Source organism: Microvirga lotononidis (assembly GCF_034627025.1).
GTDB lineage: Bacteria > Pseudomonadota > Alphaproteobacteria > Rhizobiales > Beijerinckiaceae > Microvirga > Microvirga lotononidis.
Genome location: NZ_CP141048.1, coordinates 3548989 through 3573604, shown reverse-complemented (window position 1 = coordinate 3573604; position 24616 = coordinate 3548989). Strand labels below are relative to the sequence as shown.

Annotated in this window: 22 protein-coding genes and 2 pseudogenes; 8 read left to right on the top strand and 16 right to left on the bottom strand. The window is 58.9% G+C overall.

From position 1 onward, the window contains the following. Nucleotides 1–6: 6 nt before the first annotated feature. The 7 genes from U0023_RS16910 to U0023_RS16880 form a co-directional block, all read right to left on the bottom strand. Nucleotides 7–870, bottom strand: coding sequence for a serine hydrolase (locus tag U0023_RS16910; RefSeq protein WP_009489404.1), 864 nt, complete (start codon nucleotides 868–870; stop codon nucleotides 7–9). Then, nucleotides 871–2499, bottom strand: coding sequence for an ABC transporter ATP-binding protein (locus U0023_RS16905; protein WP_009489403.1), 1629 nt, complete (start codon nucleotides 2497–2499; stop codon nucleotides 871–873). Continuing rightward, nucleotides 2496–3314: an ABC transporter permease gene (locus U0023_RS16900; RefSeq protein ID WP_009489402.1), complete on the bottom strand. Its 819-nt coding sequence runs from the start codon at nucleotides 3312–3314 to the stop codon at nucleotides 2496–2498. Before U0023_RS16900 ends, U0023_RS16905 begins: the two co-directional genes overlap by 4 nt. Continuing rightward, the gene (locus U0023_RS16895) at nucleotides 3311–4255 is read right to left on the bottom strand and encodes an ABC transporter permease (protein ID WP_009489401.1); all 945 of its coding nucleotides are present in this window, start codon (nucleotides 4253–4255) and stop codon (nucleotides 3311–3313) included. The genes U0023_RS16900 and U0023_RS16895 overlap by 4 nt, the downstream gene beginning before the upstream one ends. A gap of 176 nt (nucleotides 4256–4431) precedes the next feature. Continuing rightward, nucleotides 4432–5334 carry a LysR family transcriptional regulator gene (locus tag U0023_RS16890; RefSeq protein WP_009489400.1) on the bottom strand — a complete coding sequence of 301 codons (903 nt, stop codon included), beginning with the start codon at nucleotides 5332–5334 and terminating at the stop codon, nucleotides 4432–4434. 402 nt (nucleotides 5335–5736) lie between these two features. Next, nucleotides 5737–6897, bottom strand: a complete 1161-nt coding sequence (locus U0023_RS16885; protein WP_009489399.1) for a CAP domain-containing protein — start codon at nucleotides 6895–6897, stop codon at nucleotides 5737–5739. A gap of 45 nt (nucleotides 6898–6942) precedes the next feature. Then, the gene (locus tag U0023_RS16880) at nucleotides 6943–7842 is read right to left on the bottom strand and encodes a CAP domain-containing protein (protein ID WP_009489398.1); all 900 of its coding nucleotides are present in this window, start codon (nucleotides 7840–7842) and stop codon (nucleotides 6943–6945) included. A gap of 585 nt (nucleotides 7843–8427) precedes the next feature. Between U0023_RS16880 and U0023_RS16875 the strand changes: the two genes are divergently transcribed. After that, on the top strand, nucleotides 8428–8928 hold the full coding sequence (locus tag U0023_RS16875; RefSeq protein ID WP_009489397.1) for a hypothetical protein: 501 nt from the start codon (nucleotides 8428–8430) through the stop codon (nucleotides 8926–8928). 25 nt (nucleotides 8929–8953) lie between these two features. Here the strand turns inward: U0023_RS16875 and U0023_RS16870 are convergent, their stop codons facing one another. The 3 genes from U0023_RS16870 to U0023_RS16860 all read right to left on the bottom strand — a co-directional run bounded on the left by U0023_RS16870 (nucleotide 8954) and on the right by U0023_RS16860 (nucleotide 10139). Next, nucleotides 8954–9472, bottom strand: coding sequence for a hypothetical protein (locus U0023_RS16870; protein WP_009489396.1), 519 nt, complete (start codon nucleotides 9470–9472; stop codon nucleotides 8954–8956). A gap of 59 nt (nucleotides 9473–9531) precedes the next feature. Continuing rightward, a complete protein-coding gene (locus U0023_RS16865; protein ID WP_154660916.1) occupies nucleotides 9532–9699 on the bottom strand; it encodes a hypothetical protein in 168 nt (55 codons plus the stop codon). Between the two features lie 116 nt (nucleotides 9700–9815). Then, complete coding sequence (locus U0023_RS16860) at nucleotides 9816–10139, bottom strand: IS3 family transposase (protein WP_407667358.1); 324 nt, start codon at nucleotides 10137–10139, stop codon at nucleotides 9816–9818. On the opposite strand from U0023_RS16860, the gene U0023_RS16855 reads away from it, so the two are divergent. Next, nucleotides 10132–11538 carry an IS30 family transposase gene (locus U0023_RS16855; protein WP_040637887.1) on the top strand — a complete coding sequence of 469 codons (1407 nt, stop codon included), beginning with the start codon at nucleotides 10132–10134 and terminating at the stop codon, nucleotides 11536–11538. The genes U0023_RS16860 and U0023_RS16855 overlap by 8 nt on opposite strands. Before the next feature lie 35 nt (nucleotides 11539–11573). Here U0023_RS16855 and U0023_RS16850 read toward each other — a convergent pair whose 3' ends face one another. Together U0023_RS16850 and U0023_RS16845 are read right to left on the bottom strand one after the other, a co-directional pair. Continuing rightward, the gene (locus tag U0023_RS16850) at nucleotides 11574–12656 is read right to left on the bottom strand and encodes an IS110 family RNA-guided transposase (protein WP_009488349.1); all 1083 of its coding nucleotides are present in this window, start codon (nucleotides 12654–12656) and stop codon (nucleotides 11574–11576) included. 386 nt (nucleotides 12657–13042) lie between these two features. Next, nucleotides 13043–13331: pseudogene (locus U0023_RS16845) on the bottom strand (transposase); the annotation flags it as partial. A gap of 52 nt (nucleotides 13332–13383) precedes the next feature. On the opposite strand from U0023_RS16845, the pseudogene U0023_RS35455 reads away from it, so the two are divergent. Continuing rightward, nucleotides 13384–13471, top strand: a pseudogene (locus U0023_RS35455) (IS5/IS1182 family transposase); the annotation flags it as partial. A 94-nt stretch (nucleotides 13472–13565) separates the two neighbouring features. Here the strand turns inward: U0023_RS35455 and U0023_RS16835 are convergent. The 4 genes from U0023_RS16835 to U0023_RS16820 all read right to left on the bottom strand — a co-directional run bounded on the left by U0023_RS16835 (nucleotide 13566) and on the right by U0023_RS16820 (nucleotide 17938). Further along, nucleotides 13566–14234, bottom strand: coding sequence for a response regulator (locus U0023_RS16835; RefSeq protein ID WP_040637963.1), 669 nt, complete (start codon nucleotides 14232–14234; stop codon nucleotides 13566–13568). Continuing rightward, nucleotides 14231–15838, bottom strand: coding sequence for a sensor histidine kinase (locus tag U0023_RS16830; RefSeq protein WP_195904154.1), 1608 nt, complete (start codon nucleotides 15836–15838; stop codon nucleotides 14231–14233). The genes U0023_RS16835 and U0023_RS16830 overlap by 4 nt, the downstream gene beginning before the upstream one ends. An 801-nt stretch (nucleotides 15839–16639) precedes the next feature. Next, nucleotides 16640–17152, bottom strand: coding sequence for a hypothetical protein (locus tag U0023_RS16825; RefSeq protein ID WP_040637961.1), 513 nt, complete (start codon nucleotides 17150–17152; stop codon nucleotides 16640–16642). A 66-nt stretch (nucleotides 17153–17218) separates the two neighbouring features. Continuing rightward, nucleotides 17219–17938 (bottom strand): response regulator transcription factor, encoded by a 720-nt coding sequence (locus tag U0023_RS16820; RefSeq protein ID WP_009489386.1) that lies wholly within the window; start codon nucleotides 17936–17938, stop codon nucleotides 17219–17221. Between the two features lie 1351 nt (nucleotides 17939–19289). Here U0023_RS16820 and U0023_RS16815 point away from each other — a divergent pair. The 5 genes from U0023_RS16815 to U0023_RS16795 all read left to right on the top strand — a co-directional run bounded on the left by U0023_RS16815 (nucleotide 19290) and on the right by U0023_RS16795 (nucleotide 24476). Then, nucleotides 19290–20282 (top strand): SEL1-like repeat protein, encoded by a 993-nt coding sequence (locus U0023_RS16815; protein WP_040637960.1) that lies wholly within the window; start codon nucleotides 19290–19292, stop codon nucleotides 20280–20282. Between the two features lie 300 nt (nucleotides 20283–20582). Next, nucleotides 20583–21272 (top strand): hypothetical protein, encoded by a 690-nt coding sequence (locus U0023_RS16810; protein WP_009489384.1) that lies wholly within the window; start codon nucleotides 20583–20585, stop codon nucleotides 21270–21272. 300 nt (nucleotides 21273–21572) lie between these two features. Beyond that, on the top strand, nucleotides 21573–22292 hold the full coding sequence (locus U0023_RS16805; protein WP_009489383.1) for a hypothetical protein: 720 nt from the start codon (nucleotides 21573–21575) through the stop codon (nucleotides 22290–22292). A 46-nt stretch (nucleotides 22293–22338) separates the two neighbouring features. Further along, the gene (locus U0023_RS16800) at nucleotides 22339–23919 is read left to right on the top strand and encodes a GNAT family N-acetyltransferase (RefSeq protein WP_009489382.1); all 1581 of its coding nucleotides are present in this window, start codon (nucleotides 22339–22341) and stop codon (nucleotides 23917–23919) included. A 284-nt stretch (nucleotides 23920–24203) separates the two neighbouring features. After that, entirely contained in the window at nucleotides 24204–24476 is a 273-nt protein-coding gene (locus U0023_RS16795) for a hypothetical protein (RefSeq protein WP_009489381.1), read from the top strand. The last annotated feature ends 140 nt before the right edge of the window (nucleotides 24477–24616 follow it).

Here is a 24616-nt window from a genome sequence, read left to right as displayed (position 1 = left end):
CGTTGGTTATTGTTGGAATTCGTCCCACGCGGCGCGGGCGAGCCGGCCGATCGTTTCCAAAGCGATTGTGTAGCCCGGCGTCCCGTCCGGCATCGCCTGCGGCACCTGGTCGGTATAGGCCGCAATGATAAAGAACGGCGCTCCATCGCGGAACACGATGCCCGCGTCCATGCGGCCGCGCTTGCCGCGGCCGCCCTTGCTGGCGATCACGGTTTCGAACGGCAGTCGCGAATGAATGCCATAGCGCAGTACTTGGCTCTTGAGGGTCTTCAGCGCATAGGCGCACAGGTCCTGCGAGCAGCCGAGCCGTGCTGCGGCCTCTGGCGAAGTTTGGGCGTCAAGGATTGTCTGCAGCAGGAGCACCTGATCGGCCGCGGTGGTGGTCGTCACCGCTCCGAGTGCATGATCGGGCGACAGGGCCAGCGGCGGGATGAGGAACCGGTGATGGGTTCCGGACATGCCGAGGGCCTTGCAGTAACGATCGACCTCCTCGAGCTCGAGCCTTTCGAACACCATCTTGGTGCAGACATTGTCGCTCAGCACCATCATGCCGGTGATCGCGTCGCGCAGCGAGATGACGAGACCGGGCGTGAGATAGCGGAAGATGCCGCTGGCCACCTCCTCGGCGAGGCGCTGCTCGTAGACGATGCGCTCGTCGAGGTCGAGGCGCCCCTCCTCGACGGCCTTCAGCGCCGCCATCATGATGGAGGTCTTGCGGGTGCTGGCCGAGGGCGTCTCCTCGCCGGCGCCCCGCTCAACGGTTTCCCCGGTCAGGAGATTGCGCACCATGTAGCGAGTGATGAAAGGCTGCGCATCGCAGATCGCATTGAGCCGTTCCGCTGCCCGACTCGGGGCTGTCACGTTGTCCATTCAGGTCTCCAAACGCCATTTCAGTTTCACCCCTCCCCGATCGTTCAGGTCGAGGGCGGGAATTGCCGAAAGAAGCCGCCGCGTGTAGGCCTCCTGCGGATGATCGAAGATCGTGTCGCGATCTCCCTGTTCGATGATGCGGCCGTCCTGCATGACGATGACGCGATCGGCGACCTGCTCCACCACGCCGAGATCATGGCTGATGAACAGGCAGGAGAAGCCGTAACGCTTCTGCAGGCTGGTAAACAGGTCGAGCACCTGAGCCCGCACCGTTACGTCGAGGGCCGAGACAGGCTCATCGGCAATGAGGAATTTTGGCCGTCTGGCAATCGCGCGGGCGATCGCCACACGCTGGCGCTGGCCGCCGGAGAGCTCATGCGGGTAACGGCCGGCATAGTCCGGACCGAGCCCCACTTCTTCAAGGGATTCGAGCGCCCGCTTACGCTTCTGTTCACGAGCAATGCCCGGCACTAGGCGCAGCGCCTCCTCGACCAAGGCCAGGATGGTCATGCGCGGGTCCAGGGAGGAGTAGGGATCCTGAAACACCATCTGGCAGTTGAGCCGGTACGTGTTCCAATCGGCGCCGCGCTGACGCCCCTGGAACAGGATCTCGCCCTCGCTCTGCGAGACGAGGCCGGCGATGGTTCGGCCGAGGGTCGTCTTGCCGGATCCGGATCCGCCCACGAGAGCGACCACCTCGCCCTCGTGAATGTCGACGCTGATCCCGTGGAGCGCCCGTTTGGTCTTATTTTTCGCTAGGAGCGAGCCACGGGCCGCATACTCCACCACGATATTCTGCGCCGAAACGACCGGCGTGGCGCTGCGGTCGATCGAACGGACCTCGCCGCGCAGCGGAAGGGATGAGAGCAGCCGCCGCGTATAGGGGTGCTGCGGTCGCTCGAGGATCTGCTCCGTGGTGCCATGCTCGACGATGGCTCCCTTCTCCATCACGACAATCCGCTGCGTGTAGCGGGCCACCATCGGCAGGTCGTGGCTGATGAGAAGCACCGCCGTCCCCTCTGCCCGGGTGAGCTCGACCATGAGTTCCATGACCTCGCGCTGCACGACCGCATCAAGGGCCGTAGTGGGCTCGTCGGCAATGAGCAGCGCAGGCGTCAGCAGCATCACGGAGGCGAGCATGATGCGCTGGCGCATGCCGCCGGAGAATTCATGGGGGTAGGCCGTCAGCGATCCCTCAGGGTCGCGGATGCCAACGCGCCGGAGCATGTCAAGAATCCGCGTTCGCCGCTCCACCGGAGTCAACTTGGTGTGGAGGATCAAACCTTCTTCGAGCTGGCGTCCGATGGTCATCGATGGATTGAGCGAGGTCATCGGCTCCTGGAACACGACTCCGATCTCAGGCCCGCGAAGGCGCCGTATGTCGCCATCGCTCATCGTCAGCACGTCGCGTCCCTTGTAGACGACGCTTCCGCCCGTCACCTTGATGGTCGTGGGCAGGAGCGCGATCAACGCGCGGGTCGCCAGGGTCTTGCCCGAGCCGCTCTCGCCGACGATGCCGACGATCTCGCCGGGCGCGATGTCGAAGCCGACCTTGCGCACGACCTCGGCGCCGCTATGGGCGACCTGGATCGATAAATCACGCACCGTGAGAAGTTGATCCGCTGTCATCTCAAACCTCTCATGCGGGGATCGAGCCGGTCGCGCAGAGCGTCGCCGAGCAGGTTGATGCCGAGCAGCGTGAGTGCGATGCAAAGGCCGGGAAACAAACCGAGCCAAACGGCCTGCTCGATGAATGGCCTGCCGGCGGCGAGCATGTTGCCCCAGGTGGGTGCGGGCGGCGGAACGCCGAGTCCCAGAAAGCTCAGGGCACTCTCGGACAGGATTGCCCAGCCGAACATCGAGGTGGCTAGAACCGTAATCGGCGCAATGCAATTCGGCAGGATGTGGCGGGCCATGGTGTAGAATTCGCCGTTACCCATCACCTTGGAGGCCTCGATGAACTCGCGTTCGCGCAAGGACAGGGTCGCGCCACGCACCACCCGGGCCATGGAGGGCGTATAGGCGATGCCGAGAGCGAGAATGATGCCGTATTGATTGGCGCCGAGCACCGCCAGAAGCCCAAGCGCCAGCAGGATCCCCGGAAAGGCGAGCAGCGCATTGTTGACTGCCATGATGGTGCCGTCGAGCCAGCCTCGGGCGTAGCCGCTGATCAGGCCGATGGCGGTGCCGCACACCATCGAAAAGGCGACCGTGAGCGTGCCGATCCAGACACTCGCGCGGGCGCCCACCATGATCCGGCTCAGCACATCGCGGCCGAAATCGTCGGTGCCGAGCCAATGGGCACTACTCGGAGCGGCAAGGCGCGCCGTGAAGCTCAACCGCATGGGATCGTAGGGCGTCCAGATCAGGCTGAGGAGGGCCGTGGCGACGAGAGCGGCGATCAGGACACCGCCGATGACGCCGTTGAAGGTGAGCTTTCTCATTCCGCAGCCACCCGTGGATCGAAGAGAGGATAGAGAAGGTCGACGATGAGGTTGACCATCACGTAGGAGAGCGCCACGAACAGCAAGCAGCCTTGGATCACCGGGTAATCGCGCTGGAAGATGCTGTCGACCATCAGTCGCCCAAGACCCGGCACCGTGAAGACGGTCTCGATGACGGCGATTCCTCCGAGAAGATTGCCGAGGATAAGGCCGATCATGGTCCAGGTCGGGCCGAAGGCGTTCTTGAAAGCGTGCCGCCACAGGACCGCGCTCTCGGACAAGCCCTTCGCACGAGCATGGGTGATGTAGTCCAGCCTGAGCACTTCAAGAGTAGACGCCCGCGCCATGCGGATGAGAACGCCCATCTCGTGGATCACCAGAGTCATAACCGGAAGAACAAGGTAGATGAGTCCGGCCCATAGATTGCTGGCAACCGACACGTAGCCGAGAACCGGAAGCCATCCGAGCTTTAGGCCGAACAGGAGAAGCAGGAGCAGGCCAAGCCAGAAGGTCGGGATCGATAGCAGGATCGTCGCCGTCCCGGTCAGCGCCAGATCAGTGAGGCTGTTCTGCCGCCACGCCGCGATGACGCCAGCCGGAACAGCGAGCAGGCTGGCGAGCAATACGGCCACCACAACGATCTGGGCGCTGACGAGGAAACGGGAGACCACGAGGTGCAACACGGGTTCGCTAGTGACGATGGACTTTCCCAAATCCCCCATGAGGGCGTTGTGTCCCCAGATCAGAAATTGTTCCGGCATCGGCCGGTCGAGACCCAACTCGCCGCGCATTTGTGCGATCTGATCCGGCTGCGCCATGTCACCGAGCATAAGAGCAGCCGGATCTCCCGGGACCAGTCGAATGAGGCCAAAAACCGTGATCGATACGATCACGACCGTCGGCAACGCCATAATGAGGCGGTTGAGGATGAATCTCAGCATCTGTTCCCTTGGAGACGTGGTCGGCCCAGGTTCGGCGGCCGCTTCCAATGCATGCCCGCTGATGACTATGAACAGATTAATTTTTAGCCGCAATATTATGTGTTTTTCGCATACCTTTATGCAGGAACGGCAATGGGCCCGAGCCAGCTGCTCCTGCGCAAGAGCTTGAAATCTTTTTACAATTGCGACTGGGCGATTTGACGCTTCAGAGCTTCCATCAGCGCCTGCGCGGCCAGAGACAAGGGAGCCCCCGCAGCCGTGGCTAGGCCGAATTCCTGGGTGCTCTTCGGAACATAAGGACGCTGCACCACCGGCAGATGGCGATAGAGGTTGGCGAAGAAACTGCTCAAAATGCTGATTCCAAGCCCATGGGCGACATAGGCGCAGGCGGAACTGTTGGTATGGGTTTCGATCTTCACGTTCTGCCGGACCCCGGCCCGCGTGAAGGTCTGGTCGAGCAGGATGCGGGCTGGCCGCTGGCGCCCGATGAGGATCAACGGAATGTTGCGAAGATCCTTGGGACCGATCTCGTTGAGAGCGGCCAGCGGATGATCCTTGTGAATCACGCAGACGCTGAATCCGGTGGCGACCCTCTGCAACACGATACCGGCACTGATCTCACCCTCGTTGCGCAGAAAACCGAAATCGATCACCCGCTCTTCCACCAAGCGCTTGATCGTGGTGGTGGTCTCGAAAAATGTCTCGATACGTACGCCGGGAAAATCCCTGGCATATTCCACCAGCATGGGCGGAGCGAAATTCTCCCACATGCTCGCCGGCAGACCGATCCGCACCACCTCGGGCCCGGCGGCGCCGGAGCGAAGGTCCGTGGCCAGGCTCGAGAACCGGTCCAGCCCGAGCAGGACATGTTCCGCGTCACGGGCCAGAATCCGGGCCTCCGGGGTCGGCACGAGGCGTCCCTTGTCGCGTACGAACAGGGTCAGGGACAGGTCGGCCTCAAGCTGTTGCAGCAGGCGGCTGACACCGGACTGGCTCAAACCCATGGTCTTGGCCGCCGCGACGGTTGAGCCGGTGGCCAGCAAAGTTCTCAGGACTTCGAGTTGTCTGAAGTTCGGCACTCGGGCAACGGCCTTTCGGACATCCGGGACAATGTTCCGGTATGGTTAGCCGACCGGCGCCGCGCTGAAAAGCCGACTGGATTGCTCCACCAGCTCCCTCTCCAAGACTGCCAGGGAGAGTTGTGCCGATTTCGGCAGCGGGTGCCGTTCGGAGATGATGATGGCGTGGGTGCCGGGGAGTTCCGGAAGGAGCGGCACAAGGCTCAGGGGGAAGTTTCCAGGTTCCGTTGCAGACTCTGGCGCAGGTCAAGAGACTGCCCGAGCCGACCTCAGGTTAGGCGGCAGCCCTGAAGGGAGTAGCCCTGAAATCACTTTGATCTGGCAAGTGCCGGACATCTGGGGTGACCAGTCAAAATGACGGCACTTGGAGGGGACCCAGGTCGACTGAAACCCGTTTGCCTGTCAGAGGACGAAGTCGTCGGCCGAGGGCATCTGCCAACCGGGCAGTTTAATCGCGAAGTCGGCCTTCCCGTCGCCATTCGTGTCGCCGGAGATGTAGGTATCGCCCCAGTTGCGCCCGTAGACGACGCCAGGATGGTAGTAGTGGAGTTCGCCCGGCACGTTGTGGAACCGCTCGGTGCCGATGAACGTGAAAGCCTGGTTGCCCGTGATCTTGGCATTCGCGTCGATTGCCGAAAGGTCGATCTTGTCCCTTCCCTGAAGAGTATACGGGTCGCCGTACGCGCCGAAGTCGTCGATGGTGTCGCCGTTGGCTTCTTCCGCCGAGTCGAACACGAAGGTGTCGCTGCCCTTGCCGCCGGACAGGATGTCCTTGCCGCCCTTGCCGTTCAGGATGTCGTTCCCTCCCGAGCCATAGATGTAGTTGGCTCCGGCATTGCCCGTGATCCTGTTGTTCAGGTTGTTGCCCGTGGCGCTCACGTCGGCTGATCCGGTGAGCGTGATCCTCTCCACCTGTTCATTGGCCATGTAGGCTCCCACGGAGCTGTAGATGTGATCGTAGCCCTCGCCGACCCTCTCGCCGATCCGGTCGTTCACGTTGTTCATATAGTAGACGTCGTTGCCGGCTCCGCCGTACATCACGTCCACTCCGTCCGATCCGCGGATCACGTCGTCGCCCTCAGTGCCGAGATAGCTCCCGACCTTGTCGTACGCCTCTGCCCTCTCCGCCTCGGTCGGCTTGGCGAAGGCCTGGGTGAGAAACACGACGCTCTTGCCGTCGAGGGTACCTTGGCCCAACACGATCCCGGTTTCCTCGAACGAACCATTGAGGATGTTGTCCCGGCCCTCGGGCGACCTCATCAGGTCGTCGAACAACTGGCGGGCCGTTGCCTCGGACAGGGCTCCGTTCAGGTAGGCGACGTTCTCGCCGTTGTCCTGCCAGGCATACCCGTGGTTCGTCAGTCGATCACCGGCGCCGGAGCCGTTCCAGCCCGTGTGGGAAACGGTGTCGGTACTGTCCATCCATTGGTTGTGGTAGTCGGCCGCGTACATGAGCTCGCTATCGACCATGAGCGGTCGAATCCCGGCGGTCGCGCGGGCCTCGTTGACGAGTTGGAGGAAGTAAGCCTCAGTGCTTGATGGTACCCGCACCTTCTGTCCCATTGTCTGCCGGGTTAACGGCCCCGGAGAAGACCGGGGCCATTCGTCTCAAAGGATGAAGTCCGCGCCCGTGAAGACGTGATTGCCCATCACCTTGACGGCGAAGTCGGCTGCGCCGTCGCCGTTGGTGTCGCCTGAAACGTAGGTGTTCCCGTCAGACAGTCGGTAGGTGTGCAGCTCGCCCGCAACCTTGTGGAAGCGGTCGGACCCGATGAAGGTGAAGGACTGGTCGCCGGATGCCTTGGTATTGGCATCGATGTTCCTCAGATCGATCCGATCCGTTCCATGGACGAAGTCGCGCAGCGTGTCGCCATGGGCCTCAGCCGCCGTATCGAATACGAAGGTGTCCTTGCCGGAACCTCCAGTCAGGATATCCTTTCCGCCCTTCCCGTTCAGGGTGTCGTCTCCGGGCGATCCGGTCAGGGTGTTGGCGTACGCATCGCCAACGATGACCTGCCCTGCGGGCACCGGCGTCGGGGTAGACGGCGCAGGGGATCCGACATCCTCTGGCTCGGCCCGCTCGGCGGCATTCGGGGTCCCGAAGTTCTGGGTCACGAAGACGACATTGTAGCCGTTGATGGTACCCGCTTTCAGCCCGATACCGATCTCCTCGAACTTGCCGTTCACGATGTTGGCATAGTGACCGGGCGAGTTCACGAGCATGTCGTGCAGCTTTTGGACTGTGGCCTCGTTGAGCGGTCCGCTCACATAGGCGATGTTCTCGCCCCAGCCCTGCCAACCGTATCCGGCCGTCGTCATGCGCTGCCCGGCGCTCGTTCCGTTCACGCCCGTGTGCGAGAAGGTGTCCGTCTGGTCCATCCAGGCGCTGTGGGAATCCGAGGAGTCGAGCAGCTCGCCGTCGAAGGTGAGCGCCTTGGCTCCGGCCTGGGCGCGGGTCTGGTTCACAAGCTGGAGAAAGTAGGTCTCGAGGGTGGTCGGAGTGCTCATTGTCGCATTTGCCCCTTGTTGGTTCTTAGAGATTTGGCTTGCCCGGCTGGCCATGCAGTCAGCTTGGCATTAGGGAAGCGGACCGTTTGTGGACGCTGAAAGTGACCAAAATGCGTTTTTGGCCCCGTCCAGCATTGGAACCCGTTGGCGGCGGAATACGTCGAGCTGGCTTTCCGAAACCATGCCCCAAACTCGGGGTCCCTGTTCCAGGCGATTGAGGCCGAACTTTAGCCCCTTGCTGGCACGGGCCCCGCTTGCGCCGCCACGAGCCAGCGGCCACACCTGATGTTGTGAAGAGGAGATCGCGGAATGGCAGAGCCGCCCCGGCGTTCTTCGACGCGATCCGGGTCACGGCACGCGATGAAGCACGGTGCGCGAGGAGCTCGCGCATGGATCTTCTATTGCGGCAATGAACATCGGACACACGCGGTTTTTAGCCGATGAAAACGGCCGCAGCGCTCGGAAGAGAGATCCTCCTTCGCCAATGTTGTATTATCGAAGCTTCAGCACAGCCCCTGAGCTCCAGTATGGAACCTTGACCTTGAGGCTACGTTCCTATCGAGAGGCGTCAGGAGCTCACTGCAGATGTTAGATCCGAACAAATTTGCACAAGCGGGCCTGGTCGCACTGGTGCTCGGTGGGTCAACTCTGGTCAGTACAGCGGCTGCCGTAGCGGCGGATCTGCCCCCCTACTTCGAGGATCAAGAAGCCGTTCTGGAACGCCCACCAGTCCGGCGTCGGCTCGCGGTCGAGGAGACGTATATCGCCCCACCGGCCGAGCACAGAGTGATTGAACGCCGAGTAATCGAGCGCCGCTATGTTGGCGGTTATGACGGGCCAGCCCTGGTGCCGCAGCAGCCTATGCCGATTGTGCCCCTGGAATATAGCGACGGCTATGAGGGGCCCGCCTTGGTCCCTCCCCGGAATGTTCCGATCGTCTCTGGAGCGCCGGTCATGCCTGCACCCGCCTATCAGGAGAGAGTTGTCGGCATCGCTGCGCCCATGGAGGAGTGCCGCGTCGTCGTGAGGAGGCGGATCGACCCCTACGGCGATGTCACAGTCCGCAGAACCAGAATTTGCGACTGAGCGCGGCTCACCGCATCCATAGCTCTTATTTTTCCTCTGGCTCCTGCAGAGAGATGCCCGCCGGCACCTTCAACTCGCCTTCCTCCCGATCCAGGTCCATGAACCGGCCGTTCCTGGGAATGACCAATCCCTCACCGATCTTTGGGAGCTTGGACAGCGCGCTACAGCTGACAGCCGAATGCTGTCCCGGCAAGGTCTCGGTGCCGGTGAGCCGCGCATTTACCTGCCCAGGGCCCGACAGGCTCCCGTCGATCCGCATACTCTGATCAGGAAACGCCCAGGTGAAACGCCGGCCTGTCTGCTTCCATCGGCCCGGCCATTCGCCCGTTTTGGTTCGGGAGGCATCGAAGATGTAGGGGCTTACCTCGCCGTTCTCGAACTCCCCTCCCCCGACGCCGCCACCCGGATAGAAGGTGATGACGAACTGGGACCGATCAGAGGCGCGGGTGCATTGCCAGAGGGAACCAGCAAGGCTCAATCCTTCGGCGATCGCCGGTGGGGAGGCCAGACCAATCCCGATCGCAGCGAGCAGAAAGCTTCTCATGGGCTATCTCTGATCGAGGGCGGAGCCGCACCCTAGGTGCAGTTCCTTACCGAACCTTGTCAGCCGGTGGGATTGGAGCGATCGGGATTGCCACCGCTGCTTTCAAGAAAGCACACCAGGGTAAAGACGCCGATCACCGCCGCCAGCTCCGCACCGGACAGGAGCCAGGAGGGAGCACTCGCCCGCAGCGGCCCGATGGCCACCAGCGAGACGAGAAAAGTAACCATTGTGCCCCACATCAACATGCGAAACCGTCCTTGAGAACGGGGTGAAGCCTTAATCTAGTGAACATGAACAGCCAATGACTGGATTTGCTTGGCTTCAGCGGAGAGCGGTTTAATTGCTATCCGGCCATCCCTTCGCGCTGAACCGGACTGATGTAGTCGAGCGTCGATTGACGCCGGACGGGGTTGTAAAAGCCATCGATGTAACGGCCGATCGCCTGCTTGGCCTCGGCTCTGGTCACAAAGACGGAGCGCCCGACCAGCTCAGATTTCAAGGTCCTGAAGAAGGTCTCGACAGCGGCGTTGTCGAAGCCATTGCCTGTCCCGGACATGGAGATCCGGATGCTATGTTTCTCCAGCTCCGCCTGATAGGCCGTTGCGCCATATGGGACGGATTCAAACGGTCGTCGCAACACCCTGAAGGAGGAGGTTGCGATGAGCATTCGAAAGCGGCGGTCGGATCGGTCTGGGCGAGCCCCTCTCCCGTCACCAGGCCGGCCCCCTGTGGCGGGACGCGATGAAGGGCGTCGGTTTTGGCTTGCGATCGCAGCTGGAATGAGCAGCGAGGATGCTGCGGTCGAAGCCGGTGTGTCACAACCTGTCGGATACAGATGGTTCCGAAAGGCAGGTGGCATGCCCCCGGCGATATTCAGATCCTCGGCCAAGCCCCTTTCCGGGCGATACCTGTCGCTGCTGGAGCGAGAGGAGATTGCGCTTCTTCGGGTCCAGGGCCGTTCCATGCAGGAGATCGGGCGCCGGCTCGGTCGTCCCGCCTCGACGATCTCCCGTGAGCTACGGCGCAACGCAGCCACCCGCAGCGGCGGACTGGAGTACCGTGCCACGACCGCCCAGTGGCATGCCGAGCGATCAGCCCGGCGCCCGAAGCCGACGAAGCTTGCCCTCAACGCGACCTTGCGCACTTATGTCGAGGAGAGACTGGCCGGTGTTGTCGTTGCTCCAAGCGGTGTTTCCGTTCCCGGTCCTACTGTCGCCTGGAAGAGCCGCCGGCATGGCAAGCGACAGGATCGGCGGTGGGCCAGAGCCTGGAGCCCGGAGCAGATTGCCCGACGCCTGCCGATCGACTTTCCGGATGACGAGACTATGCGCATCAGCCACGAAGCGATCTATCAGGCCCTCTTCGTCCAAGGCAAAGGAGCGCTGCGCCGCGAACTCACGGCCTGCTTGCGAACCGGGCGGGTATTGCGGGTGCCGCGGGCACGCGTCCGCCGGCGCGGCAAGAGTTTTGTCTCACCCGAGATCATGATCAGCCAGCGTCCTGCCGAAGCGGCCGATCGGGCGGTACCAGGTCATTGGGAAGGAGACCTTATCCTGGGCCTTGGCAGCTCGGCGATCGGCACTCTGGTCGAGCGCACAACCCGCTTCACGATGCTGCTTCATCTTCCCCGTTTGGCAGGCCACGGTGATTGGCCGCGCATCAAGAACGGGCCTGCGCTGGCTGGGCATGGGGCCGAGGCTGTACGCGACGCGATCACGCGCACAATCATCACCTTACCCGAAGAGCTGCGCCGATCACTGACCTGGGATCAAGGCGCCGAGATGGCTCAGCATGCCCGTCTCAAGATCGATGCGGGCGTCCAGGTCTACTTTTGCGATCCGCAAAGCCCATGGCAGCGTGGTACCAACGAGAACACGAACGGGCTGCTGCGTCAGTACTTCCCGAAAGGCACTGATCTGAGCGCGCACAGCGCCGAGGAGATTGCGGCTGTCGCGGCCGCCCTCAACTCAAGGCCAAGAAAGACGTTGGGCTGGAAAACCCCTGCAGAGGCGCTTGACGAATGGCTGCGGGAGATCAACAGAATCCATGTTGCGACGACCGTTTGAATCCGTCTGGGCTGCCGCGGACGCCCTTCTGTTTGTCAAGCGGTGATCCGAGCCTGGTTGATCTCCTTTTGCCGCTGGCTGATTAGGGTGAACACCTCGCGCGCGATGTAGCGCTTCAGGCACCGGATCGCCTCAAGCTTGGAGTGGCCTTCAGCGACGCGTTTAGCCATGTAGGCCTTGGTTCGCGGATCGGTCCGAAGCCTCCCGATCGCAATGATGTGCAGAGCACTGTTGGCGGCTCGATCACCACCCCGGTTGAGACGGTGGCGCGTCGTCTTGCCGGACGAGGCTGGGACCGGGCTGACACCGCAGAGTGCGGCAAAGCCGGCCTCGGAATGCAAGCGCTCCGGATTGTCCCCCGCTGTCAGGAGCAACTGGGCCGCCCCTGCGTGACCAATCGAGTTCCGGGCCACGAGGTTGGGGGCAAGTTCATCGACAATGGCACCGATCATAACGTCCAAGTCGGCAATCTCATCGTGCAGTTCGACATAGCGGCGGCCGAGCGACTTGAGGCTGATCCTATAGGCGGAATCCACATTGCGGTAGTCAGTCAGGTCAGGCCGCCATGCCGCCAAGGTCCTGACCAGCTGCATGCGGGTCATCTGGCGCAGCGCCTCCCGCAACCCGTCCGGCGCGCAGACGATGGTGTTCTGGATCATCTGCAACGCGATGCGCCGCGCCACCACTGCTGTCTTTCGACACGCCTTGAGAACGCGCAAGGATTCGATCATGCCATCCCGGCTTCTGGGCGTGACGGTGCGCTTGCCGGCAAAGGCGGCATGCGCGGCGTTCTGAGCGTCGAGATCATCGTTCTTGCCCCGCTTGCGCCGGTCCGGTTTATCCGGAGCCGTGACCTCCAGAACTTCGACACCGGCATTCTGCATGGAGCGCAGCAACCCGGCGCCATAGGTGCCTGAGGCCTCAATGCCAACGCACCGGAGCTGTCCGAAGGAGCGCATCCAGGCGAGCATCTGCCGATATCCCTGTCGGGTTGTCGCAAAGCACTGGGTCCCGAGAACACGGTCGTGTTCGTCGACAACAGCGGCGACGTGAAGATCTTTGTGCGTGTCGACCCCGCCGACAACGGGATGTAAGACAACGTCCTGACCAACTTCCATACCGGCTCTCCTGGTTCGACCGTGGATCGACGGTTCACCACGACCGCATGCCTGGACAGGACAGTAATGCGACAGGATGTCAGGCCCTTCTTGGGTCACATGCACCGGTGAGGCAAACCTCACCGCAAGGCTCCCGGGCGGCCGACAGGTCCGAGGAAAGACACGGGTTGTGGTCGATCAGCGTGTGGGTCAGGCCACACCGGCGCCTTGCGATACCAGTGATGTTAGCCGGTCTATCGCCGTGAGGGTCAGGCCGCCCAGGAACACTGGCCTAAGCATACTTACTATCCGAATGGTGGATCAGGTCCTTCCCTGCTCACCGGATCGCCAGGGATTGGCGCAGGGCCTCCAGGGCCAGTTCCTGGTGGAGCCGATCGCTGACCGCCCAACCGACGTCCCTCCTTGGCGAATAAAGCCGTGGCCTTCTTCAGGATCTCCCGCTCCTGGCGCAGGATCTCGTTCTCGCGCCGCAGCCGCTTCAGCTCGGCCGCCATGTCCTCCTGACGCTCTTCGGGCGGAACGTCGATCTCGCGCTCGCGGCGGCGATCAATCCAGTGGCGCAGGGTCGGCAGGCCGACGCCGAGATCCGGCAATCGCGCGCCGGCTGCGGCCGCTCGGCGGAGCAAGCCGTACCGCCTCATCCTGAAACTCTTTCGTAAAGCGTGTCTGGGGCATGGAGATCCTTCTGCTTCATCTGAGGCTCTCCATCTTTTCGGAGAAAGTCCAGTTTGCGCTTCTGCCTAAGCGATGGATTGTGGAGCGCACCTTCGCGTGGCTCGTGCGCAACACGCGCTTGGCAAAGGACTGGGAGGGTCTGCCGACCACCACTGAGACGTGGACTTACCTCGCGACAAGCCGCCTCATGACCAAAAGATCAGCCCATGCAGCAGCTTAATTTCCAGACACCCTCTAGGTTTCCGTTCTCGAAGCATTTCTGAAGTTGAGCGCCCAAGCAGTAAGGGCCGTGCGGTTATTTACACCAAGCTTCTGATAAACATTGTGCAAATGGATTTTCACCGTTCCCTCGGTGATGCCCATTTGCCGCCCAATCTCCCTATTCGACTGCCCTTCGGCAACGAGACGAACGATTTCGTTTTCCCGTGCCGTCAGCACGCTGGCAGCCTTCTCAACTAAACTAAGGTGATTTTGTACACGCTTGATTGCGGATTCGACCAGTTCCACCGGCAGCCACCGATTGCCCATCGAGACCGCTCGCATGCACTCAATCAGCGTGTCTGCCGCTGTATCCTTGAGCATGAACCCATAAGCTCCAAGTTCTACGGCTTCTGCGATTTGATGATCGTCGGCGGAGGCTGTGAGAACAATAACTCGTGTCCTGACCCTACTAGTGTCCATGGCCGCGAGAACTTCGATGCCGTTCAGGCTCGGCATTGCAAGATCCAAAATGGCCAGTTCGGGATTCAAGGCTTGGATGGCCCGAAGCGCGGCTCGTCCGTCCAGACATTCGGTGGCGATTTCAAACATGGGGTCGGATTGAACCAGACTTCTAAGGCCACCCAGAAACACTGGATGGTCGTCGGCCAAAACAACCTTAAGAGGATCACGGTCCGTTTTCACATGGGAATCTCAAAGTTGAGCTCGACGCCTGAGGAAGAAGTTTCAAGTGTAAGAAAGCCTCCTAGTTCCATAGCGCGGGCGCGGAGTGAATGAGGACCAATGTTTTGAGCAGCTAGTTCGTCACTCGAGTATGAGCCACGAAGCTCTGGCAGACCGACGCCATTGTCGCGGATCATAATGAATAGGTAGTTGTCCTCGGACCGAACCGAGACGTCGACATGAGAGGCCTTGCCGTGCCGAACAGCATTGGACAATGCTTCATCCAGTATGTAGTAGACATTGTGAAGCAAATGTTCCGTGGCGTGCAAGTTGGGAGGCTCAATCGTCACGTCGAAGTCGCAGTCCCATTGTGCGCTGAGTTTCCCAACAAGCCTTCTGATGTTATCATCCAGATTGACACGTTTGAGATGGGTCTTCGTACCTAGTCGGGTTGCTTCGACAAACGCCCTAACCCGCTGTTGCTCATTTGCGAGAACCTGGCGTGTTCGAGCGACGTGATCCACACTCTCCGTGTTAGAACGAGAAAGACTGAGTTTTAGGTGAATGTCTGCAGCAGCTAGACCCTGTAGAACCCCATCATGGAGATCCAGTGCCAAACGAGCTCTTTCCGTGAGAGCAGCTGCCACTTCTCGCTCACTGCGCAATAAGTGGTGCTCCAGATCAACGCCGAGACGTATCGCAATCAGTTCGGCAAGCACGAGAGCATCGCGACCTCCCTCTCCTGGCAGGTCGAGTAGAAAGATCCGGCCGCTACAAAGTGGCAATTGAAAGGGAGCTGTCAGGGCGGAGCGAATAGAGAAAGATTGACGGAGATCCTCATCGATCAACCGATCGGAATCGACTTTGCGCGCTTTCGACAAGTAGAAAAAGCATTTTCCGGCCATGCTTTTGGAAACGATTGTCCCAAACCGGTCATGGCTCTCCTGCATGTGCTGGATGTCGTGCACAGACCAGAGCACAATGTTGCGGAATGGCTCGTCCGGCTGCTCCCAGATTAACAGCAGTCGTGGCACCCCCATGATCCCAGCTGCATGTCTGAGCGCTGATGCGAGAGGAGCGGAGGCGTTCTGTTCATGGTCAGGTCCGGGCCAAGCGACCAGCTTGGCCAAGCGCATGCGGCTACGTTCCTGGAATAGCCCAACATAACCTAGCATAATGCCTGCCACCACTAGATTTGTCGGACGGAGAATGACCGGACTTAGATTTAGTCCGCCAAAACCTTCTGACAGAGTTCGAGCCTCACCCAAGAGGACTGCCACAAAGATACAGACGAGCAATGCGGTCGTTGAAAGCGCGCCACGCCAATCCCATTGGAGAGTGGCCGACATTAGAATAAAAATAAACAGAATAAAGAACGGGCTGTTCGACCCATGATTGAGGTAGATCTGGAGGCATGCGCATATAATATCGACGACATGGACTCCAATTTGATGCTGAGTGGTCGTCGGCCACAGCGCAATCATAAAGATATTTCCAAGTGAGAATAATAAATATACAATAGCTATGTTGTATGTCAAAGCCGATTTATTAAAATGCAGCGGCGGATCCAAAGTAATGGCGATAAACGCAAACAGAGCAAGCGCCAATCGCACCAAAGCAATCATACGTACTGCCGGGACGATCAGAGCATGTCGCAGCAGATGATCCTCAACTTTGCCTAAGAATCTCATATTTTTACGGAACTCAGCTGCGGTGCGGCATAAGGCCTGAATTACACGCCAATATTAGCTCATCCAATTGGCCTACTCCTACTTGTCTAAGGTGTTATCCCTTCCTTTCTAAGGTGTTATCCCGAGCCACTCGGGGGTAAAGCGGACACAGTCTCAGGTGGTGAGTGATTGCTGGTTCTCTTCTCCGGCACACAAAGATATCTCGCGGACCGAGCCTTTAGAAAAGAAGCAACGGTGACTTAGATCTAGATGACCACGTACATCAAAGCCCATCTTTGCGCGCGGTGTTGCTAAAGTGAAAACGACTTAGGACTGCAATCCTGCCGAGAGCAACAGCCGCCCCTCCGGATTCGGTCGGCAATGAGCGGAGAGGCTCTGCCGATCTGCGACAAGCCCTGCCACCTAGGGCATCGTCGGGCGCGGAAAACCGGTCCACTTCTCGCTCACGCGGCCCTGCGGGTCCGCACGATGCTCCAGCATGCATTTAACGGCTCAGGCGGATGGTACGAGCGACAGCCCATGGGGACCGCAGGCGCCTCATGAGGAATGCGGCTCCGCCGAATGCATCGAACCCATAAGCGGTTTGACTTTTAGGCCCGATGCCTCTTCTCTAAGCGGGCGCATCGTTCTTCGCGCCCAGAAGGGCCGCGCTAGCGAAGAATCGAACTTCTTATTCGCTTGATGCGCTAGCAGATCAAACGTAGCAAGCACCTTCCATCTGCAGCATTTGCCACGTTAGGCTTCAATCCGGCAGGCCGACAACTGCCGGCTGCGCATTTCCAACTCTCTCAGAACCGTAATTCGGAGCATTACCGAATCCGAGGTTTGGTATGATCTGCACAATGACTGCGCTGTCATGGCTGGTCTTCGTCCCGAAACGTCGCGGTTCGCTTCTCCGCACAGGTCCCCTTCAGGATGAAAGAGTTCGGTCCGCCTGCATATCTCGGCGACAACGGCATGCATCTCACTCTCAAGCTTGGCTATACGACAAAACAACGTCCCAATCTCGAGCTTGGACAAGGGCTGACATTCGCCCTTGTTCGAGGCCTGCTCTCCCGTCGGAGACCCGAGAATGCGGTGTAGCTCTTCAAGCTTCTTCTGACCTATACCAGGCATCTTCAACCATTCCTCGTCAGGGATACTCTTCACTTCTCGAACGATGGGAATGCGCCCATGGAACTCTGCTAGAATCGTGTTTCGAAGGCTCGGGCTGCAGCGATCAATTTGAAGGGGAGCATCAAGATCCATCTGATTTCTCTTTTCATGAGAAGAAGCAGAAATAGTCGCATTGTATGACTGGAATCGGAACGTTCTCTAGTCGAGACCCAATGAGGTCACGCTCGACGTATCCTTCGAGATTATGACAGCGGCCTGTGTCCGGTTCGACGCACCGAGCTTCCTCATGATCTGCCGGACATGCACTTTCACGGTGGCCTCGGTCATGTGGAGTTGCCGACCGATGACCTTGTTCGAGACGCCGTGCCGCAGAAGTTCAAGCACCTCCTGCTGGCGCACTGTCAGGCCATGCGCTGATCTAGCTTCGTCAGCACATGCTTCGTTCTTATGGCTCCCTGAACCGTTGAGCATGATGTTGGAATGCGATAGGAAGCGCTGGAGGATAGCCGGCGGAAAGAATGATCCTCCCTTGATGAGGAATGTGAGCACCTGAAAGACGATTTCGGGCTCGAGGCATGTAGGGATGAAGCCGCGAAATCCGATCTGGAAAGCGCGCAGTATTTCATCCGGGTCATCTTGATCGGAGAGAGCCACAAAGACAGCTTCCGGTTGCTGAGCCTGGAGGGCTTTGATCTTCTGCACGAAAATTGGATCCTCCAGTGTACTGCTACCGATACTCAGCACGAACATTTTGCAATTTTCTACTACGTCGTAGTCGGAAAGATCGGACGACATCAATGTCAATCCACACGACTGGGCCCATGCCTTCAGAAGACTCGAAAGTCCAGCCCGCCTGAGACTCCTTACATCGAGGATCATGACCCCTGGATTTTCAGTAGGCTCAGGTGTGGTATCCATTTTTATCTTCCTTCATTCCTAAAACGCTGTCTCGGCACCCGCGAGCCTTCGCAGTGTAACTACCAAGGTTCTCGCGGAACTTCCTCAAGAGCCCGCAACACTCAATGGTTAAAGCAAGACAATGGAGGAATACTATTTACCTAAAGACATACTACTTTTTGATGATTACTTTGAAACCAAGACAAATCTATCGAAACTTGTCGTAAATATGACAATTTTTGGGATATATACGGTTAGTATCTCACAGATTTTTCTGGATCAATCTTCCCAATTGTTGACATCCGTCCCAGCATCCGGGCAGCGTAGGCCTTGAATCCTCATGCACGATCAAATTAGGTTCTGAATCTTGTGAAATGTTCTACTCTATTGAAACGCACCAATCTGCGACACAGCCGTCTAAAGGTGATTCAAGCCTTAGCCCCTTGATATATCCTCTTCTGCAATTTTAACCTTCTGATGCATTGCACCAACCCTGCAGCGACTGCGATTGTTGCTCCTCCGCCTAGTCCGCGCAGGAGACGCCAAGGTTTTCATCTCCCGGCGGGGAATCACCGGATCGTCTGGTGACATCTGGTACAGCGCGCCTGCAGCGAGCACCGCCATGAATGACACGGGCCCACATTCCGATGCGACCGATAGGGGAAATGCCTATGATGTGCTTGATCGTGCGATAATTGCGGCGCGACAGCTTGCGGCTGCCGCTTCTAGCGAGCCGTCAGATTTCTCGCGATCTTCAGCAGCCGATGAGCTGGCCTATTTATTGATGTCCCAGGTCGCAGAGGAAACACTCGACTTTGCTCATAGCACCTTCCATCTCCGAGACGCGGACCGTCAAGTCGAGACCGCCGAGGCACAGAACCCCGAACCTCCTTCGAACTCGGGTGTTGAGGAGGATGCGTCTGCTCAGGCTTCTGCCCGCACTCGGCGTTTAGGACCTTGGTTGCACCTCATGGTGCCAGCCGTTGTGACGGCGCAGGCCGTCGGGGTCGTGGCCTTGGTAACGGTTTGGACGCCGGGTCTCCTGTCAGAGTCTCTGGCCCAAGTGCTCAGCCATAAGGGACGGATGACAGCCCCTGCCAGACCGGCCCCCCTGGTCGTCGCTCAGGCTGACATTCCAGTGTCGAATCCGTCGAATAGTGAGGTGGTGTTGCCGACGACTCTACCGACGACAGCGACAGAACCGCCCTCGGATCCAGCATCGTCTGCGAGTACTGACTCACCGGTTCCAGAAAATGCCCGATCGCCCCTCCCCGCGGATTCCTCCCCTGATGTCACAATCGTTTCTCCCTCAGATCCCGCGACGCCACCTCCGGGCACCGGAAGCTCAACAGTTCCGGACGAGGTTGCCGGAGTGGTCGATGAGAAGAAGCCCGAGGGCTATGACATCCCATTGTCGCCACCACGGTCTATCGAGATCCGCTCTGTGTCTGAACAGGCCTCGTCGGTGGCACCTGCAGGCGTTCTCTTTGAAGACGGGGCCGCTGCGCTCCCGGAAAGATCGGAGCAGGAAACGTCATCTGTCGAGACACGTGCAGTGGAGCAATCTGATCCGCTGTCGCAAACCGCCATCCCTCTCACTAGTCCATTCAATCACGAGGAGACACAGCAGCCAGCATCCTTGCCGGATCAACGGCCTTCACATGACGATGCCTTGGGAACCATAACCGCACCGGGGGCGGCCCTTCCTCCGTCGCAGGATGCCAGTTCCGGCTCCCCTCTCGCTCTCGATGGGAACGGCCCTGCGTCGGACCTCGTCAATCGGCTGGCGGAAATGGTCGGGATCCTCACCACGGAGCGCCAGACCGTCCTGGAGCGGGAGCGGGAGCGCGCTGACGCGTTCGCCCGCGAACTCGCCCGCCTGCGTGAAGAACTTGGCACGCTGCTTTCCCGGCCGGCGCTTCCATGGAATATGACGCCCTTCATTCCTCTACCGCCAACCGAACCCGCGCAAATGCCTGACTTGGAAGGCTCTCTTGAGGAGCCAACGGGTTCAGCGCCCCCTGCGCCGATGCCCAATCTCACTCCAGCAGCCTTACCCGACAAAAACTCTGCAAGCCCTCCATCACCATCAATCGGTTCTGCCAGCGTGCAGCCCCTGATCGACCGGGCTGAGGCGCTTCTACGGGTTCGTGACATCAGCGGCGCCCGCCTCCTGTTGGAGCGTGCCGCGGAACGCGGGAGCGCACGCGGAACCTATCTCTTGGCGCAGACATACGATCCAAGCATGCTTGCACGCTGGCAGGTGCGGGGCATCATGGGCGACCCTGAAAGGGCGAAGAAGCTCTATGGTCAGAGCGGAATGCCTGCATCCAGCGTCGCTGCTGAAATAGCTTCAACACGCTGACTCTCCAAGCCCGATCTGCTTGCGGCGGAGACGACACACCCGCGGATCCCTGTCATCAAACGCACCGCAACGAAGCGGCGCTGTTGCAGTCGGCCCAAGACGTGGCTTCGATGCGCCGGGACACCTTGGCCCACCCCTTCATGGGCTCCGTCCAACGGCGGATCGACCATAGATGAATACTTCTTCGGCCTATCTCATTGGTTTGATCGCTCACTGCGCACTTCCCGCTCAGTCCAATGATCTGCTCTGTTCGCATCTGTCTCCGCTCACGGAACCGACAACTTCAAAGGGAGAGACAGGATGGCGAAACCAACGATTTTTTCTAAGCCTTTTGCGCTCTTGAAAGGCATTTCATCCTCTACAAGCAGCAGCCAAACGCCTCCCCTCAACGAGGCAACAGCAGAAAGCGGATCCAAGCAACCCGTGCAATCCGCTACTAGTACATACAAGGCGGACACCGACAGCAAAATGCAAACGATGATTGGCGGAGAGGCGACCGCAATCGGCGAGAATACGAAAGCGACGGGAACTATCTACAGCCAAACATTCGACAAAGGTGCGATCAAGATCAGCTTCGGCTCAGCCGAATTCAAAGCCGCCGCACAATCATCGGAATCTGACCCTACCTACGCTGCCGCCGACTCCTATGCTGCAGCCTCCGGCGCCGACCTTTTCCTGACACGCACGGTCGTTTCGTCCACCGGCGGAAAGGCGTCTGGTCAATCCTATTCGGGGGAAAGCTCACGGACCGTCTATCTCGCGATCGACATCGAAAAGTTCGATCTGCCAAAGGGCCCCATAACTATCAGCCAAACAATCGATAAATACACCCCGCAAAAGATCGGCGTGGTCGATGGCAACGTGGCTGCTGTAAAAATTGACGCGAAGGCTGAGGCCGACCATACGTACGTCGCAACCGATGCATCGGCTCTTTCGATGGAGGATAGTCTCTCCACGATCAGTGCAACCGTTGTTACTGAAGTTGCCTGAGAGCGAAGACGAACGCTAGGACGCCTCGGGTTGCAGCTCACCTTTCCGCATTCCAACGATAGGCTGGAGCTGCTTCGACCGGCGTGGAATCGGCTCTTTTCTTCGCTGTGCCATAGTTCTTTACGATCAACCGGATCCACTTCGCCGAGAATGCTCCAGTACCCAGCGGCTGCCTGACGCCCACCATCTTTATGCCCCGGCAGAAACCGTTCGACTGATCACCCATTGCGTATATTTCAATGCACCTCCGACCTCGGTTACTTCTGAGTTTCGAGAATCGGTCAGCTAGGAGGGAGCACTATGAAAGTCAGCAGTTCATATCGTTCCACGACCTCCGTTTACTCCGCCACCACATCAAGGGACTCAGACTCGGGCTCCACTCAGCAAACCCAGGGCAGCGACACCAATATCGGCGTCTATACCGGATCCCTTGGCTCGGACAAGGACGATGGAATCGCCGCGACACTTGGTGGTGGGGCAATCGCTGTAGGTGAGGACACAGCCGCGATCGGGTCCATTGCGGGCAAGGTCTATGACGTCGGAACAGCCGCCATCGCGGAAGGCTCGGCCACTTTCACGGCAAGCAGCGAAGCATCCGACGGGGAGCTCACATACGCGTCTGCAAGCACCTACGGCGAGGCCTCGGCGGCCGACACCCTTGTGACCGTCACATCGACAAGGTCAGAAAGCACCCGGACGTCGGACGAATCGAGATCGACAGAGACATCGACGACGAACCTTCTCGCGGTCGATCTGAATCTCTCGAGTGCTTCCGACGGCTCGGGAACGAATGCCGAGTGGAGCGGTAGCGGATCCGGTCAGCAATCTCATCCATCCGGCGAGGACGTATCATCATCGGGTGGGTATACAATTGATGGATTGGACGGAAATGTCGCAATCATCGAGATTGATGTAACCGCCTATGGCGACGATACGCTCGTCCTTGTCGATGCCTCCGCGCTCACCTTTGAGGATGGGCTATCCGTAATCGACGGATATGCCTGGTTCGGGGTCGGCTGAAGCAGTCTGGCGAGGAGCACTCCTGCTGATTTACGGAGTGAAAGACATGCAGATTGATGTCATCAGCGACATACAAACGCTTTCGTCACTCCGGAACAATTGGGATGTCGTGTACGAGGCAGACCCGGAGGCGCATTTCTTTCTGAGTTCGAGCTGGCTTTTTCAACGCCTCAAGCGCGTCAACGCGCCATGGATTGTGCTCGCCGCGAGACCTGCGAACACCGCCTCGCCCCATGTCGCCTTCTTTCCTCTCCGCCTAAGACTCAAAACCGGAAATGACGGTCGATTCTACAGTGAAATTGCAATGGCGGGTGCGCCGCTGGCTGATTATACGGGTTTCCTCTGCGCTCCAGAATATGTGGAGAGTGCAGCAGCAGCCTTCGCGACATATATCAAGACCCTGAACTGGGCGCATCTCGATCTTGCGCATATTCTCGCTTCCGACAGACGGCTGCGCGCTCTCCTAAGGTGCTTTCCGCAGGACGCCTTTAGAATGGGCGCGATCCGGCAGGTAAACTCCGACAACGTCGACAATAGCATTTGCCCACGTTTGAGGCTTCCCCATGACTGGGAGAGTTATCTTAACAATACATTGCGTCCAAATACACGTCAGAAGGTCAGGCGTTTCTTGAAACAGGTAGAAACGTCGCGTGAGTTCCACATTACACGTGCCACGGCCGAGACCGTCGAAAGCGACATAGATGTGCTTCTCCGCCTCTGGGAGGAGAAATGGGGGCCTCGCAAGGGCGAGCGGTTGGAAGCCATACGAAAAGCGGCTCGTGTCATGCTATTGGATTGCTTTGCCAGCGGGTCGCTGTTTCTGCCCATTCTTTGGAAGGGAGGAGCACCGATCGGAGCGCTGGCCAGCATGATCGACACGAAGAACAAGTCTCTGCTGTTTTACATGGGCGGCAGATTGCAGGGACTCAACAATCCTCCGCCCGGCCTCGTCCTCCACGCATACAGCATCCGGACATTCATTGCCGCAGGTTTCGAGACATACGATCTTTTGAGAGGGAATGAGGCTTACAAGTACACGCTGGGTGCCGAAGAACGCCACATCAGAAGCATCATCATCGCGAGGACCCGAAACGGCTGCAGCCTGCGGAGCACTTTGGACCGAAGGACTTTGCCTCTCCTGCTCCAGCAGGTGAGTGCGCTTGAGCAGGCTGGACGACTTGATGAAGCTGAACGTGGTTATAGGGAGGCTCTCGGCTCGCAGCCTGACTGTCCCGCGGTGCTCTATCGCCTCGGAGTCCTCATGATCATGAAGGGCAACTTCTGCGAGGCGGAGAGCATGTTCAGGGCAACAATCGAAGCTGAACCCTCTTCGTGCAAGGCCTGGTTTAGGTTGGCGCAATCGCTTCAGGCACAAGGACACCTCTCCGGGGCGTCGAACGCCTATGAGGAGATCATAAAAAGACAACCGGCCTTTCCGCGGGCTCACTATAATCTTGGCATCATCCAGATTAAGCGCGGGAGGTTTCGGGACGCCGTTGCCTCATTCCAGGCAGAGCTCCAATTGCGGCCAGATGACGCTAAGACGAAGGTTTTCTTCGCGAAGGCTATTGCTGCGGCAGAATCGCGGGATGCGATGCCGCCTACGCTACTCTCAGCAAAGCGCTGATCCCAACTTGGCTCTCGAAGATGAAGTCGTCAGGCCACTTTATGCTGACGTTCATGGCATGCTTGCTGATGTCGGATGAATTATGTTCCGGCGAACGCAGACGCCACAATAGCCATTAGATTAAGGTAGGACATTTTGCTATCAGAATACGTACGCAGATCTGATTTTACCGAACATCTATCTCGAAGGTTTCATAAGTCTTCTGGATCTTTGACATCCCACCGCTCAGTTTCATATTTTTTACTCGTCGGCAGAGTCGCCGACCTCGAACCGGGAGACAGGACATGTCATATAATCGTCCAGATGTAGATTTCGATAAAGACATCGACATCAATGTTGATGCAGACATCGACCTCACGTGGGACATCGACTTCTGCAAGGATGTTGACGTTGACATCTATGTCGATTCCGACGTCGACATCAAGGGCAACCTGACTCAGGTGAACATCGACGCAGAGGCCTATGGCGACAACTCCCTCGTGGAGATCGACATGGCGGTTCTCACGACCGACTACCTGTCGCATGCTTCCGTTTCGGTCATCGCTGCTGTTGATTGAGTTTTGCGTCATTGCGGCGACGATCGTCTCATGGCGATCGTCGCCTACTTCGATTCCCTCGGCTTCACAGCGATGAGAGGATCGAAGCACTACTTCAGGAATCCTCTCACATTGATAGCCCGACAAAGCAAAGATCGCGA

Excerpts from the sequence above, each read along its gene's own strand:
- U0023_RS16810 (WP_009489384.1), top strand. The coding sequence starts at position 20,583 with ATGGCGAAACCAACGATTTTTTCTAAGCCTTTTGCGCTCTTGAAAGGC.
- U0023_RS16805 (WP_009489383.1), top strand. The coding sequence starts at position 21,573 with ATGAAAGTCAGCAGTTCATATCGTTCCACGACCTCCGTTTACTCCGCC.
- U0023_RS16800 (WP_009489382.1), top strand. The coding sequence starts at position 22,339 with ATGCAGATTGATGTCATCAGCGACATACAAACGCTTTCGTCACTCCGG.
- U0023_RS16830 (WP_195904154.1), bottom strand. The coding sequence starts at position 15,838 with ATGATTGCTTTGGTGCGATTGGCGCTTGCTCTGTTTGCGTTTATCGCC.
- U0023_RS16865 (WP_154660916.1), bottom strand. The coding sequence starts at position 9,699 with ATGGTTACTTTTCTCGTCTCGCTGGTGGCCATCGGGCCGCTGCGGGCG.
- U0023_RS16870 (WP_009489396.1), bottom strand. The coding sequence starts at position 9,472 with ATGAGAAGCTTTCTGCTCGCTGCGATCGGGATTGGTCTGGCCTCCCCA.
- U0023_RS16910 (WP_009489404.1), bottom strand. The coding sequence starts at position 870 with ATGGACAACGTGACAGCCCCGAGTCGGGCAGCGGAACGGCTCAATGCG.
- U0023_RS16855 (WP_040637887.1), top strand. The coding sequence starts at position 10,132 with ATGAGCATTCGAAAGCGGCGGTCGGATCGGTCTGGGCGAGCCCCTCTC.
- U0023_RS16825 (WP_040637961.1), bottom strand. The coding sequence starts at position 17,152 with ATGGATCTTGATGCTCCCCTTCAAATTGATCGCTGCAGCCCGAGCCTT.
- U0023_RS16900 (WP_009489402.1), bottom strand. The coding sequence starts at position 3,314 with ATGAGAAAGCTCACCTTCAACGGCGTCATCGGCGGTGTCCTGATCGCC.
- U0023_RS16860 (WP_407667358.1), bottom strand. The coding sequence starts at position 10,139 with ATGCTCATCGCAACCTCCTCCTTCAGGGTGTTGCGACGACCGTTTGAA.
- U0023_RS16885 (WP_009489399.1), bottom strand. The coding sequence starts at position 6,897 with ATGGGACAGAAGGTGCGGGTACCATCAAGCACTGAGGCTTACTTCCTC.
- U0023_RS16905 (WP_009489403.1), bottom strand. The coding sequence starts at position 2,499 with ATGACAGCGGATCAACTTCTCACGGTGCGTGATTTATCGATCCAGGTC.
- U0023_RS16795 (WP_009489381.1), top strand. The coding sequence starts at position 24,204 with ATGTCATATAATCGTCCAGATGTAGATTTCGATAAAGACATCGACATC.
- U0023_RS16880 (WP_009489398.1), bottom strand. The coding sequence starts at position 7,842 with ATGAGCACTCCGACCACCCTCGAGACCTACTTTCTCCAGCTTGTGAAC.
- U0023_RS16875 (WP_009489397.1), top strand. The coding sequence starts at position 8,428 with ATGTTAGATCCGAACAAATTTGCACAAGCGGGCCTGGTCGCACTGGTG.
- U0023_RS16895 (WP_009489401.1), bottom strand. The coding sequence starts at position 4,255 with ATGCTGAGATTCATCCTCAACCGCCTCATTATGGCGTTGCCGACGGTC.
- U0023_RS16820 (WP_009489386.1), bottom strand. The coding sequence starts at position 17,938 with ATGGATACCACACCTGAGCCTACTGAAAATCCAGGGGTCATGATCCTC.
- U0023_RS16850 (WP_009488349.1), bottom strand. The coding sequence starts at position 12,656 with ATGGAAGTTGGTCAGGACGTTGTCTTACATCCCGTTGTCGGCGGGGTC.